Source organism: Chamaesiphon sp. OTE_20_metabat_361 (genome assembly GCF_031364565.1).
In genome coordinates this window covers 1-13,261 of the sequence record NZ_JANLWO010000443.1, presented here as the reverse complement: position 1 = coordinate 13,261, position 13,261 = coordinate 1, and the positions used below count along the sequence as shown (strand labels likewise).

Annotated in this window: 12 protein-coding genes; 7 read left to right on the top strand and 5 right to left on the bottom strand. The window is 47.2% G+C overall.

The window, feature by feature from the left end:
* Both RMO35_RS13045 and RMO35_RS13040 read left to right on the top strand, forming a co-directional pair.
* Positions 1-141: diacylglycerol kinase (locus RMO35_RS13045; protein WP_309741725.1), on the top strand; the 141-nt coding region annotated here is incomplete at its 5' end.
* 125 nt (positions 142-266) lie between these two features.
* A complete protein-coding gene (locus tag RMO35_RS13040; RefSeq protein WP_309741724.1) occupies positions 267-881 on the top strand; it encodes an aminodeoxychorismate/anthranilate synthase component II in 615 nt (204 codons plus the stop codon).
* A 310-nt stretch (positions 882-1,191) separates the two neighbouring features.
* On the opposite strand, the gene RMO35_RS13035 is transcribed toward RMO35_RS13040, so the two are convergent.
* Together RMO35_RS13035 and RMO35_RS13030 are read right to left on the bottom strand one after the other, a co-directional pair.
* Positions 1,192-2,172 carry a hypothetical protein gene (locus RMO35_RS13035; RefSeq protein ID WP_309741722.1) on the bottom strand — a complete coding sequence of 327 codons (981 nt, stop codon included), beginning with the start codon at positions 2,170-2,172 and terminating at the stop codon, positions 1,192-1,194.
* 185 nt (positions 2,173-2,357) lie between these two features.
* Positions 2,358-3,299, bottom strand: a complete 942-nt coding sequence (locus tag RMO35_RS13030) for a hypothetical protein (protein WP_309741721.1) — start codon at positions 3,297-3,299, stop codon at positions 2,358-2,360.
* Positions 3,300-3,657: 358 nt separating this feature from the next.
* On the opposite strand from RMO35_RS13030, the gene RMO35_RS13025 reads away from it, so the two are divergent.
* Entirely contained in the window at positions 3,658-3,933 is a 276-nt protein-coding gene (locus tag RMO35_RS13025) for a hypothetical protein (protein WP_309741720.1), read from the top strand.
* A complete protein-coding gene (locus RMO35_RS13020) occupies positions 3,930-4,298 on the top strand; it encodes a clan AA aspartic protease (protein WP_309741719.1) in 369 nt (122 codons plus the stop codon). Before RMO35_RS13025 ends, RMO35_RS13020 begins: the two co-directional genes overlap by 4 nt.
* Before the next feature lie 90 nt (positions 4,299-4,388).
* On the opposite strand, the gene RMO35_RS13015 is transcribed toward RMO35_RS13020, so the two are convergent.
* Positions 4,389-5,426: a PEP-CTERM sorting domain-containing protein gene (locus RMO35_RS13015; RefSeq protein ID WP_309741718.1), complete on the bottom strand. Its 1,038-nt coding sequence runs from the start codon at positions 5,424-5,426 to the stop codon at positions 4,389-4,391.
* A 402-nt stretch (positions 5,427-5,828) separates the two neighbouring features.
* Between RMO35_RS13015 and RMO35_RS13010 the strand changes: the two genes are divergently transcribed.
* Positions 5,829-9,494, top strand: a complete 3,666-nt coding sequence (locus RMO35_RS13010; protein WP_309741717.1) for an eIF2A-related protein — start codon at positions 5,829-5,831, stop codon at positions 9,492-9,494.
* A gap of 91 nt (positions 9,495-9,585) precedes the next feature.
* Positions 9,586-10,266 (top strand): uracil-DNA glycosylase, encoded by a 681-nt coding sequence (locus RMO35_RS13005; protein WP_309741716.1) that lies wholly within the window; start codon positions 9,586-9,588, stop codon positions 10,264-10,266.
* A gap of 6 nt (positions 10,267-10,272) precedes the next feature.
* Here the strand turns inward: RMO35_RS13005 and cobS are convergent, their stop codons facing one another.
* Positions 10,273-11,031: an adenosylcobinamide-GDP ribazoletransferase gene (gene cobS / locus RMO35_RS13000; protein ID WP_309741715.1), complete on the bottom strand. Its 759-nt coding sequence runs from the start codon at positions 11,029-11,031 to the stop codon at positions 10,273-10,275.
* Positions 11,032-11,297: 266 nt separating this feature from the next.
* Between cobS and rsmA the strand changes: the two genes are divergently transcribed.
* On the top strand, positions 11,298-12,143 hold the full coding sequence (rsmA, locus tag RMO35_RS12995; RefSeq protein WP_309741714.1) for a 16S rRNA (adenine(1518)-N(6)/adenine(1519)-N(6))-dimethyltransferase RsmA: 846 nt from the start codon (positions 11,298-11,300) through the stop codon (positions 12,141-12,143).
* Between the two features lie 79 nt (positions 12,144-12,222).
* Here rsmA and RMO35_RS12990 read toward each other — a convergent pair.
* The coding region (locus tag RMO35_RS12990; protein ID WP_309741713.1) for a topoisomerase C-terminal repeat-containing protein at positions 12,223-13,261 on the bottom strand (1,039 nt) is incomplete at its 5' end.

Below are 13,261 nucleotides of genomic sequence, written 5' to 3'. Positions count from 1 at the left end.
ACTGTCGGTCAAACCTATCACGAACTAGCCAAGATTGCCAAAGATTGTGCCGCTGGTGCCGTCTTGATTTCAGCTTTTGCGTCGGTACTAGTAGGTGCTTGTCTAGTCGTACCCAAAGCCATGTTATTGTTCGTTCATTAGGAATTAGGCTTTGGGCTTTAGGCTTTAGGGGAAATCAAAGACTAAATTTGGATCGATCGGCTTAAGATGTGCGTGAGAATGGCGATCTTTGTTTTACACTGGATTAGGTTGGGATAGTGTAACGCATGATTTTAGTCATTGATAATTACGACAGCTTCACCTACAATCTCGTCCAATATTTGGGCGAATTAGGACAAGAATTACCGATCGCCAAAGATATTCGCGTTTATCGCAACGATCGGATTACCATTGATGAGATTGTTAGTCTCGATCCCGCTGGGATCTTGATCTCACCAGGACCAGGTCGCCCAGATGATGCGGGGATTACTTTAGAGATTATTCGCCAATTAGGTACCAAGTATCCAATTTTGGGCGTCTGCTTGGGACATCAAAGTATCGGGCAAGTTTTTGGTGGTGATGTCATCGCCGCGCCGATCTTAATGCACGGCAAAACTTCGGAAATTTACCACGATGGCACAGGTGTATTTGCGGGTTTGGACAATCCATTCACAGCTACTCGCTATCATAGCCTGGTAGTCGATCGAGCCACTTGTCCCGATTGCCTAGAAATCAATGCCTGGGTCGAGGACGGTACCATTATGGGCGTGCGCCATCGGGATTATCCCCACATTGAAGGGGTGCAGTTTCATCCCGAAAGTATTTTAACCAGTTCTGGTAAACAGTTACTGCGAAATTTCTTGACCTCGATCGAGTCTCAGCCATTAAGTGCAACCGTCTAGCGACTAACGAGGCGGTTTGGACAGTATTGTTAGTCTTAATTCCTGTGAGTTGCCCGGCAGTTTAAAGAGCTGTCGCTGGAAACGTAGCACGAGGTGCCAGCTGTGGAAGATATGTATTTCCGCGATCGAGTGCGTGTGCGTATAATTTGCTGGATGCTGCTATTCTTACTCAGCCATTTAGTCCAAGTCCAGACAAGTTAGTTAAAAGTTAAAATTCGATCGAGCCAAATTAGGTAGAGATCGAACTAGAAACTCCAGTAAATAACTCGATTCGGCGAATAGATCGAGCTATTTTAACAATCCCGATCGACTATTTATGAGTAGACTTGAGTTTCTTGCTCATGCGGAAGGCTGCTGTACCACCAATTAATGTGCCGATAATCGTAAATGGTTCGGGGACTGCTGTAGCTGGAGCGGGATCGGGTCCAAATGCAAACACAATGTTATTACTAAGTCCGCTAGCGAAGGTGGTGACTTGCCCTGTTGGCAAGAGCTTGTTGATTTTGCCAGAGCCGGGACTATCTCCAGCTACAGCGACATAAAGGTTGCCACTTGCATCAAATGCAAGTCTTGAGGGCTGCTTTAAACCGTTTTGGAACAACGTGATAATAGCTGTTGGTGAGAGCTTGTTTATTGTGTTGGCAGCATAATTAGATTGAAAAAGGTTACCACTAGCATCAAACGCAAGTCCATAAGGACTTGCCAGTCCTTGCATAAAAGTGGTAACTTGCCCTGTTGATGAGATCTTATTGATTTTGCCGGAGCCACTATCGGCTTCAAAGAGGTTGCCACTTGCATCAAATGCAAGCGCAGTAGGAAAACTAAGTCCTGAAACGAAGGTGGTAACGACCCCTGTTGATGAGATCTTGTTGATTTTGCTAGAGCCGAGACTAACTCCAGCATCGGCTTCAAAGAGGTTGCCACTTGCATCAAACGCAAGTGCATAGGGATAGTTAAGTCCCGTAGCAAAGGTGGTGATTTGCCCTGTTGAGGAAATCTTGTCGATTTTGCCAGACAAGGAGCCTCCAGCTGCATAAAGGTTGCCACTTGCATCAAACGCAAGCGCATCAACACGAGTGTTAAGCGTTACGAACGGGGTGACGACCCCTGTTGATGAGATCGTGTTGATTGTGTTAGAGCTATTATCTGCCATGTAAAGGACAGTAGCGTTTACAGCAGGGCAGGAGCCAACAGATGTAGTCAGAAGAACAATTCCACCAATTGCAATGCTAGATAGTAAAGAGCAATTTTGGACAGGATCTGCTGACACGAACGGAGATTTTGTTTTCATTGTGTAAATTCTATTAGAAGCTAAGAGATTCGGGGAGTAATTGAATCGATCTATTTATGGTAGCTATTTGGCAAAAAAAAATTTATAGCAATCGCTGTTTCAATGTTTAGATATAGTAGCAAAATATACTTTTCAAACATCCTCTAAGACAGCGATTGCTAATGAAAAACCAGAGCTTGAGGGTGCTAAACCTCAGCAAATTTAGTCGTTACAGTTTTTACCTCACTACTATCTAGAAAAGTATTTGTGTAGAAGAGATCGCCAACAAAATTCCTTTGAGTTGCCAAGAAGTTTAAAGAGCTGTCATTAACAATCTTTAGCCCAGCCCCCCATCGAAAATGTACGCCAGCTAGTCCGATAAAACCGCCATGTTCGGTATAAAAGTGACGTGAGGGTATTACCTGCGAAGCACATTTTTTCTGCAAATCGATCTCGTATAAATCCGCATAGTCTTCATTACTACCTCCTAAATTGTATGTGCGAAAACCGATCATGTAGATTTGTTGGTTGACATCCGTTAGCAAACAAATAGAGTCATAGGTTTCGCACGAAATTGTTGCTGAGAAAAGTATTTCTTGGAAGCCAGGATCATTCGATATCGGATTTCCATTAGACTTATAAAAGTCAATAGTATTTTTGGTATAAGCAGCCAATAAATAATACTCGGTCTCAGCGTCCGTGTAATTGGTAATGCCAGCAGCTCCAGCTCCACTACATTCTCGTATGATACTAAATGTTTCATTTTTGGGCGGTTTGCTGTCTGTCATCTCAGACAAATCATAGAAATGGATGAGCGATTGTGAGTAGCTACTGTTCTCGACAGGCACGATCAAATAATTCCCAATCACCTGTATTCCCCCAGGATGATTGTAGTGTTCGTCGGGTGTATAAATTTTGTGTACCATCTTCATGCTTTCCGTATTCAGCACGATAATAAACCCCTGCGAGTACCCCTTATTGTTATGAGAAAGCAGTAGGTAATTACCATAATGGGCGACTCCTTGAACGTGTGATTCGACCATATTTGGAATACGGAATTTTCCATTGAATTTATACAGTGTTCCTTTATTCGCAACATTGTTGTATGCAGTTTTCACATTTTGTAACTTAACATTTTGTGTAGTCATCGTTAATTCCTCAACTGGGTAAATAGGGGCTACTGAAATTAGTTAGCTCTAACGCTGGAAACATAGCATGAGGTACGAAATACCGAACATATGTATCTCCACGATCGATCGAGTTTGCGTATAATTTGCTCCATACTGCTATTCTTACTCAGCCATTTGACTGAAGTCTAGATAAGTTAGCTAAGTTAGTTAAAAGTTAAGATGCGATCGCTCTTCCCGATCCGGAAGACATCCTCTAAGTAAATGGCGATCGAGCGATCTCCAAATCTTCAAGACTCGATCGTGAAGCTTGCCGTAGGCAATCGACTCCCCCGCTCAAGCTACAATAGAAAGGCACATTTGAGAGGAGATCGAACCGATGGCAGTCCGTCAAAGACGCTATAGCAAAGAAGAGTTAGCTAGGCGTGGGCAAGAACTCTATGAATCTGGTATTCAACAACAAGTCGAAGTGGGCAACGATGACAAAATTGTAGCGATCGACATTGAAACAGGAGATTTTGAGGTCGATGAAAATATTGTGCCTGCGACTAATCGCTTGTTTGAGCGACATCCTGATGCCCAGCCTTGGGTAATTCGGATTGGGCATCGGGCTGTTTATCATTTTGGGGCAAGGAGTCTAAAGAAAAATTCATGATGCAGGGAGTTGTGAATTCAAAGCGCGAAGCAACGCTAACTGTTGTCGTCGGTAACTCAAATCGAGAATTTCAAGCGATCGACGTTGTGATTGATACAGGGTTCAATGGATTTCTATGTTTACCCTCTTCGATCGTAACTACCCTAAATTTACCTTGGAGTGGCTCTGATGTTGTCACTCTAGGCGATGGCAGCGAAACGTTCTTTGATTTGTACACTGCGATCGCGATCTGGGATGGACTATATCGTGAGATCGACATTGCAGAATCAGAAACAGAGCCGCTATTGGGAATGGCACTGCTTTATGGTTATCGGTTACAGGTTGATACGATCGAGGGTGGGCTAGTGAGGATCGAAATCTTATAGAGAATTCAATAATAGATTGCTTTAATCGATCGCCAAATCTTCACCGTTCGATCGCCACCACCCTTATCCCAACCTGGCAAAATCGACTAGTTACTTGCGTCGCTTGAGATCGCTAGACTTCATCTGCCGTCGCAGTCGCCATGCCGCCGTACCACCAATGAGCGTCCCGACAATAGTGAATGGTTCAGGAACTGCTGTAGGTGCAGAGTTGAAGGTAATTGATAAGAACCCATTGCCATTCCGGACGGCATTATTAGACACGATACTACCAGCGATCGCACTGCTATTGTAGATACCGTATGCACCGGATGGGTTGTATCCGTCGTATCCGCCGATGTTGTATCCACCGTATCCACCGTATCCGCCGATACCGCCGATACCTATGCCGTCTTCGCCGATACCGCCTCTGCCTGTGGGTCTGCCACGGCTACCTCCGTTGACAAGAACTATATTCTGGCTAAGATCGATACCAATACCCATACCGCCCATACCGCCCGCACCGCCGAAGCTGCCGTCGCCGCCGTCGCCGCCATTACCGCCGCCGAAGCCGCCATCGCCGCCACTACCGCCTGCGCTTGTAGGGAAGTCTATGCCACTGCCACCGTCGCCTCCCTTGCCGCCGTTGCCGTTGCCCTTTCCACCGAAGCTTACGCCACCGAAGCCGCCACCAGCACTAAGTAGGATCGTAGGGGTACCACTACTCAACTTGGTAGCCACAAAAGTTCCGCCGCCGCCACCACCAGAACCATCTTGAGCATAATTGAGTCCTTTACGGCCATCACCACCTTGACCCCCGATAATGATGCTCAAGATGGTGCCAGCACTAAGGTTAAAGTTAGCTTGAAGGTTGCCACCTAGTCCGCCTAGTATAGAATACGTTTTGCCACCTTGTGCGCCGAAGGCATCGATCGTGTAAATGCCCGTAGTAGTAATATTCACGGTATCGAGGGTGCCTGTATAGTTGAATGTGCCAGAATTATTATTACTGCCATTAAGAGTAAAACTCGCTGCTGCTGATGGAGCTGGAGCGGCGATCGCATATACGGTTGCGATCGCGATTCCCCAAAGGGGACGCTTCGCAAATGCACCTGCTACGGCTTGGGCGAAGCCTTTTTTGATTTCATTCATATCTTTTAGTCTTGCTGTTGCAAGCTCAGAAATTGGGGGTGGCGAGCGAAACTGTGATGTAAAAAAATATACTAAATCCACTTCTCAAATCTTTCTGTTGCGATCGAAAACCCAGGTAGCCCTCTTCCCGCCATCGCCTACTGCTCTGGCTCCCCTCTCCCAAGCTTGGCAGAGGGGTTGGGGGTGAGGGCAAGATTGGTAGGTCGTACGAGTCAGGCTTAGTATAATTTGCTGCATATTTTCATTCTTGCTCAGCCATTTAGCTGAAGTCCAGACAAGTTAGCTAAGTTAGTTAAAAGTTAAGCTGCGATCGCTGGTATAGCAGTATCGATCGAGTGTAGACTGCATAAATCGACTAGTATTAAGCACCAGCTAGAGCTGAAGCTCAAACCTGAATCAGACATGACAGCGCGAAAAAATAGCCGGAGACGGGGCGTAATATTAACAGCCACAGGCTATCAAAAACTCCAAACAGCAAGATTAGATCGCGAACTGACGGCTAATTTTGGGGTGCGGTATACCAATGAAGAATTGAGTAACCTGACGAAGCTCTCGCTGATGACACTCGCCAAAATTTTCACTGGCGCACCCGACGATGTTACTAATGCAAAGCCAATTCCGGTTGACAAACAGACGATCGATCTGTGTTTTTCGGCTTTTAATTTGACCCTAGAACGTGCTGACTATCTCTATCCCGATGAGTCCGCACCAATTTCTCCAGGTTTGGAGCTAGCAATTTTATCACCCCACAGCGATTGCCGCAGCAACTTCGTTGGCAAAGCCTCCCCTTGGGGGAATCGTGGTGAAGCCCCAGATGTTGCAATTTTTTACGGACGAGCGGGAGAATTAGCGCGATTGTCACAATGGGTAACGATCGATCGATGTCGGTTGGTAGCTATTTTGGGCATGGGTGGGATCGGTAAAACTACCCTCGTCACCAAACTCGCGCAACAGTTGCAACCGGAATTTACCACGATCGTCTGGCGATCTCTGCGTAACGCGCCAGTATTAACCGATCTCCTCCCAGAATTAATCGAGATTTTTTCTCATAAAGCCGAGATCGTCTCGCCGACGATCGATCTTTCCACGCAAATTACCCGCTTGCTAGAGTGTTTCCGCCAGCAAAGGTGTTTATTGATTTTGGATAATGCCGAAGCCATCATCCAGAATCGGGATGACGAGCGCGTAGATCCAGGCTATGCCGAACTATTCGGACGAATTGGCGCATCCCCACATCAGAGTTGTCTGCTCGTCACCAGTCGGGAAAAACCAGTAGCGATGGTTCCCTTAGAGGGAGCGCAATTAGCCGTGCGATCGCTAGTACTCTCAGGACTGACAGCTAGCAATAGCGATCTGCTGTTCGATGCCAAGGGGTTATCCACATCGCGCGTGGGGAGAGAGCGATTGGTAGAACTCTATAGTGGCAATCCCCTCGCCTTAAATATTGTCTCGACCTCCATTTGTGATTTGTTCGATGGGGATATCGATGGATTTCTCGATACTGATGCGGGGATATTCGATGATATTTGCAAATTGTTAGACCAACAATTTGCGCGGCTGTCACCTGCTGAGACAGTAGTAATGTATTGGTTGGCGATCGAGCGGGAGTGGTTGTCCCCTGCCGATTTAGATGGCGAGATCGTGCCAGCGACGACCAAACAGACGGTATTAACTGCTTTTTCATCCTTGGGAAGACGATCGCTCCTCGAACACAATCGCGGTAAATTCACCCAACAAGCAGTGGTGATGGAATATGTGACGGCAATATTTATCGATCGAGTCACCGCCGAACTCAGTACTTGGGACATGCACCAGCCACCCTCAACCCTACCCCTATTGCTGTCGCATCCGCTAGTGAAATCGCAGTCGCCCACATATATTCAAGCGATCCAAAAACGCCTGATTCTCCAGCCCGTGGCGAGTCAATTGAAATTAAAATTCCGGCAAACATCGGCATTAGATCGCTATCTGCGATCGCTCCTCGCTAGTATCCGCACTTGTTACCCAGACATCCCTCATTATGGCGGTGGGAATCTGCTCAATCTCCTCCGCCATCTGCAAATTGAGTTAACTGGTTATAACTTTGCCGGATTGACGATGTGGCAAGCCGACATGCAGGGCGCGAGTCTGCATGATGTCAATTTTAGCAATGCCGATCTGTCCAAATCCCTATTTACGAATACGTTTGGCTGGGTATGGGCGATCGATTTTAGTCCTGACTCGCAGCTAGCAGCGACTGGAGAGACGAGCGGCGATATCCGCTTGTGGCAAGTGGGTAGCGGTGAATTGCTCAACAAATCTCAGGGACATACAAGCTGGGTGTGGGCGGTGAGATTTAGTCCTGACGGGCGGGTGCTAGCTAGTGCCAGCCAAGATGGGACGGTAAGATTATGGGATGTCCAGACTAATCGCCTGATTCATATTTTACAAGCAGATAGCCGTCCGGTATTGTCGCTGGATTTTCATCCGGCTGGGCAGTTACTCGCTACTGGCGACGATGCTGGAGTGATGAGAATTTGGAATATCGCCAGCGGGAAAATTGAGAGTACTCGCGCAGCACATCTCCAGCAAGTGTTTTCAATTAGATTTAGTCCCGATGGTCGGCTAATTGCTACTGGTAGCGATGATAATACTGTCAAAATTTGGGATATTGCGACTGGCGATTTGTGCCATCACTTGACCGAGCATACACGGCAAGTATGGACGGTGAGATTTAGTCCCGACGGTCGCTTACTCGCCACTGGCAGTAGCGATGGGACGATTAGACTATGGGATCTGACAACGGTCGCGATCGTGGCAACTTTGCCAGGATATGCTGATTGGATGATGTCGATTGATTTCAGCCCAGACGGTCGGCTGCTAGCGACTGGAAATAGCACCAATGATGTCAAAATTTGGGAGATCGAACGGATTCGCGCGAACGATTCGCCACCGACTGCCATGGCCACCCTCCACGGACATTCCTCCCTAGTTTCACTGCTTAAATTTAGTCCCAATGGTAAATTATTGGTGACAGGCGGGGTCGATCGATCGATTAGATGGTGGAGTACGACTACTTGGCAAGAGTTGTCGCGGTGGGTTGGCTATACCAATCGGATTCAGTCGGCGATATTTACTCCAGATGGGACTCAGATCGTCAGTAGTTCGCAGGATGGCATCGTCAGAGTCTGGGATGTGTGGACTGGGAATATCGTCCGGTTACTCAGAGGGCACGATCCCGGTCTGATTTTGATGGTGGATTACAATCCGCATTCTGGGTCGATTGCTAGTGCCAGTGAAGATCGTACCGTCAAAGTCTGGGAAGCCGCCACTGGTAATTTATTACACACCCTAGCCGCCGATCGTCAGGCGGTGTGGTCGGTGAGATTTAGTCCCGATGGCAAACTCCTTGCTAGTGGCAGTGGGGAAGGTCGAGTGCGGTTGTGGACAGAGACAGGGGTGTTAGCGGCGACGCTGCTCGGTCATAGTAGAGTGGTGAGATCGATCGTGTTTAGTCCGGATGGGCGACTGATGGCAACTGCGAGTTTCGATCTCTCGTGGCGGTTGTGGGATGTGGCAACCAGACAGCTGATTCACGCGCAGACAGATTGTAGTAACATGATTTGGGATTTGGCATTTAGCCCCGATGGTCGATATTTAGCTGTGGGTGCTGGTGCTGATAATGTCGCGCAATTATGGGATGTGCCCTCATGCCAATTATTACAGCAGTTCGCCGGACATACTCAAGATATCTTAGCCATTGAATTGAGCCATGACGGTCGATATCTAGCAACTGGTGCTGCCGATCGCACGATTAAAATTTGGGAAGTTGAGACGGGCACGGTAGTGCAGACCCTTATCGGACATCTCGATCGCGTTAATTCACTGAGTTATAGTCCAGATGGTCGTACGCTTGTGAGTGGGAGTGACGATGAGACAATTAGAGTCTGGGATCTCGCCACTGGCGAGTGTCAGCGATCGTACCAAGCACCAGCACCATATTTAGCAATGAACATTGCTGGTGTAACTGGATTGAGTGCTGCGGCGATCGATTCATTAACAACGCTCGGAGCAATTGCCGCCGCGTGATGGCGCGTACAGATATCAGCTACTGCCCTCATCGCAGACTTCACGAATCGATTCTCAGCCGCAATATTTAACTAAAGTAATCGATATTAATATGTCAATTCCCTTGATTTCTAATGATTGGTGCCGAGTCCTTGCAGCAGAGTTTGAAAAACCGTACTTTAACAAGCTTCAAGACTTTATTAATACCGAAAGAGAAACTAAAACGATCTTTCCCGCTGTCGCAAATATATTTACTGCTTTTGAGTTAACACCGTATGAAAATATACGTGTATTACTACTCGGACAAGATCCTTATCATGATGATAATCAAGCACATGGACTATGTTTTTCGGTCAACCCTGGTATCAAAACACCACCCTCATTAGTCAATATTTATAAAGAACTTAAAAGCGATCTAGACTTAAATATCCCTAATAATGGCTACCTCGTACCCTGGGCACAGCAAGGAGTTTTGATGTTAAACGCCGTCCTCACCGTTCGCGCACATACCCCAAATTCTCATAAAGATAAGGGGTGGGAAACTTTTACCGATGCTGTCATTTCTCAGGTAAATCAAAAAATAGATCCAGTCATATTTGTCCTCTGGGGTGGCTATGCCAAAAAGAAACTCAAACTAATCGATACTAGCCGACATACGGCGATCCAATCTGCTCATCCTTCGCCACTTTCTGCCCGGAATGGCTTTTTTGGGAGCAAACCTTTTTCGACGATTAATACAGTGCTAAAGTCAAACGGTAATTCAGAAATTGATTGGCAGATTCCCAATATTTAGCCGAAATTAAAGTGAGGGAATAGTCCACAGACACAGGATAAACGCCTCCGTCCATTCTACAACAGCTCCATAGGTGTCCCCCGTATGTCCCCCCAGCCGACGGTGAAAATAATAGCCAGTTAATACCGCAATCCCACAGCTTGCCAGCGCCCGACTCCCGATCGAGAGCCAATGTGCTGGCTGTAAATAAATCTGGCACCCAGTTACGGCTAGAATGACCGCTAGACCTAGTAAGATGTCTCCAGGTACACGCAACCCTTTTTGGTGAAAAGCGCCCTTGCCCTGGACTTTGAGATAGGGATACAGCGCGATCGCCAGGACTTGTCCCCAACGACTCCAACCCGCTGCTAATCCTAATACCCACAGTCGATCGCCAGGAATTTCCGCCAGAGCGCAAGTTTTGAGTAAGATGATAACTACTGCTACCATCGCCCCAAATGCGCCCGTAACACTATCGCTCATCACCAGCAATCGTCGCTCCGGATCTTGCACCGCCAAGCCATCGGCGGCATCCATCGCCCCATCTAGGTGCAATCCTCCCGTCCACCAAATCCACAGGACTACTACTAGCCCCGATCGCACTAAGATCGGCATATGCAGCCATGCTAATCCGAAATCGATCGCTCCCAATCCCCCCCCGACTCCCAGCCCGACGATCGGTGCCCAGCGCGCAATTCTGGCAAAATTCAATTGCCAATTAGCCGAAACTGGAATACAGGTATAAAAAGTCAGCGCGGCAAGTAGTGAGTTGAGGTTGAGTAGCACGGTTAGGGGAAAGGGTAAGAGGTAGAGGGTAAGAGGTAAAAGGTAATAGGTAATGGGTAATGGGTTTACATTTGAAAGATAAATACTTGAGGAATTTTTATGTTAGTCGATCCAGAGCGTTTGAACATTAACAAGTGCAACTAAATGACAAAAGCTTGAGTGCCTCAATGCCAGAGATCGAAAACAATAGAACTAACACATAGCGATCTACCTCTTACCTTTTACTTTTTACTTTTTACCTCTTACCCATTACCCATTACCCCTAGATGAAGACCAAGAAACAATTTGGGCAACACTGGCTGCGAAACGAACAAGTGCTAGATCGGATCATCACGGCAGCCAAGATCGCGCCAACCGATCGAATTCTAGAAATCGGCCCTGGGACTGGCATTCTCACTCGCAGACTGGTGGCTGCGGCAAATGCAGTAGTAGCTGTAGAGATCGATCGAGACTTGAGTGCGCTACTTGTTAAAAAAATGGGTCATCTAGACAACTTTTTATTGCTAGAAAATGACTTCCTGAATCTCGATGTCGATAGTTGTTTGCATGACTTTCCCAACTTTCAAAAGACAAATAAAGTCGTCGCCAATATTCCTTACAATATTACTGGGCCGATCCTCGAAAAACTTTTGGGTAATATCGTCCATCCAGCCGAAAGACCGTTTGATTCGATCGTCCTATTAGTTCAGCGCGAAGTCGGCGATCGGCTGTTTGCTAAACCCAGCACCAAAGCTTTTGGCGCATTATCGATTCGCGTCCAATATTTAGCCCACTGCGAATTAATTTGCCCCGTACCCGCCCGCGACTTTTCACCACCGCCCAAGGTCGATTCAGCGGTAATTAGATTGACTCCTAGAAGGTTAGAACTAACAGCAAAAAATCCTAAGTTATTAGATAATTTAGTGAGACTAGGCTTTAGCACTCGTCGAAAAATGCTCCGAAATAATCTTCAAAGTGCAATCGATCGAGAGGCTTTAGTCGAACTCCTCGCATCGTTAAATATTAGTGATGAAACTCGCGCCGAAGATCTCAGCATCGAACAGTGGATTCACTTGTCAAATTTGGTAGACGATCGCAAAGCGATCCCAGAGCTTGTTTCCGAAGAAGATTAAGAGGATGTTTGAAAAGGTTGTTTGATGTGGATCTGCGATCCACATCAAACAACCCTTGAAAAGGGGGTTGAATTTTAGTCTAGCTAGTTTTCGATTTGGTGGTTGTTTTTTTAGCTGTAGTCGTTTTCTTGACTGTGGTAGTTTTGGCTTTAGTAGTAGTAGCCTTGGCTTTGGTGGTCGTAGTCGCAGCTTTCTTAGTAGTTGTGGTCTTTTTCGCAGTCGTTTTCTTAGCCGTACCACCTTTAGCGACTAATAGACTCAGCGCAGTTTCTAGACTAATCCCTTCGACTGTTTCCCCTTCCGGGATACCCGCATTGATTTTGCCGTGCTTGATATATTTACCGTAGGGGCCAGCAAAAATCGCGATGGGTTCGTTATCGTCGGGGTGATTGCCGAGCGTGCGGAGGGGTTCTTTCTTGCCGCCCCGGGTCGCTTTGGGTTCGGCAAGGATGGCGACAGCTCTCTCTAGGGAGACGGTGAGGACATCATCGGGAGCTTTGAGCGATCGATATTCTTTGCCTTCTTTACCGCGATCGTAGAGGATATACGGGCCAAATCTGCCGAGGTTGGTCTGGAGTTTGCCGCCTGTTTCGGGATGAACGCCCAGACTGCGGGGAAGTTTGAGCAGTTCGATGGCGATTTCGAGGGTGACATCTTCGAGTTTCATCCCTTTGGGCAAGGAAGATTGTTTGGGCTTTTTCTTACTATCCTCGTCTTTGTCGCCCAATTGGACGTAGGGGCCGAAGGGGCCGAGTTTGGGATAGATCGGTTCGCCTGTTTCGGGGTGATTGCCTAGAGTGTCGGGGGTGCTGCTCTTTTGTTTGAGCAACATCTCGACTGTTTCGGGGGCGAGATCGGCGGGGGTAAGATCTTTGGGAATTGAGGCGTTACCGGATTCGGTTTCGATAAATGCGCCAAATTTACCGATGCGGACTTTGACATCGAGATTTTCGAGATCGATCGTCCGGGCGAGGGTAGCATCGATATCGGTGAAACCCAGTTTGACTTGGTTTTCTAGCCCTTTTTCACCCAGGTAGAACTTTTCTAAATAGGGCAACCATTGCGTCGTCCCGGTGGAGATATCGTCGAGGGTTTGTTCCATCCGGGCGGTGAAGCTC

Bases quoted from the DNA above. Each gene is read 5' to 3' on its own strand.
- RMO35_RS13020 (WP_309741719.1), top strand. From the start codon at position 3,930: ATGATGCAGGGAGTTGTGAATTCAAAGCGCGAAGCAACGCTAACTGTT.
- RMO35_RS13010 (WP_309741717.1), top strand. From the start codon at position 5,829: ATGACAGCGCGAAAAAATAGCCGGAGACGGGGCGTAATATTAACAGCC.
- RMO35_RS13025 (WP_309741720.1), top strand. From the start codon at position 3,658: ATGGCAGTCCGTCAAAGACGCTATAGCAAAGAAGAGTTAGCTAGGCGT.
- rsmA (WP_309741714.1), top strand. From the start codon at position 11,298: ATGAAGACCAAGAAACAATTTGGGCAACACTGGCTGCGAAACGAACAA.
- RMO35_RS13015 (WP_309741718.1), bottom strand. From the start codon at position 5,426: ATGAATGAAATCAAAAAAGGCTTCGCCCAAGCCGTAGCAGGTGCATTT.
- RMO35_RS13005 (WP_309741716.1), top strand. From the start codon at position 9,586: ATGTCAATTCCCTTGATTTCTAATGATTGGTGCCGAGTCCTTGCAGCA.
- RMO35_RS13035 (WP_309741722.1), bottom strand. From the start codon at position 2,172: ATGAAAACAAAATCTCCGTTCGTGTCAGCAGATCCTGTCCAAAATTGC.
- RMO35_RS13040 (WP_309741724.1), top strand. From the start codon at position 267: ATGATTTTAGTCATTGATAATTACGACAGCTTCACCTACAATCTCGTC.
- RMO35_RS13030 (WP_309741721.1), bottom strand. From the start codon at position 3,299: ATGACTACACAAAATGTTAAGTTACAAAATGTGAAAACTGCATACAAC.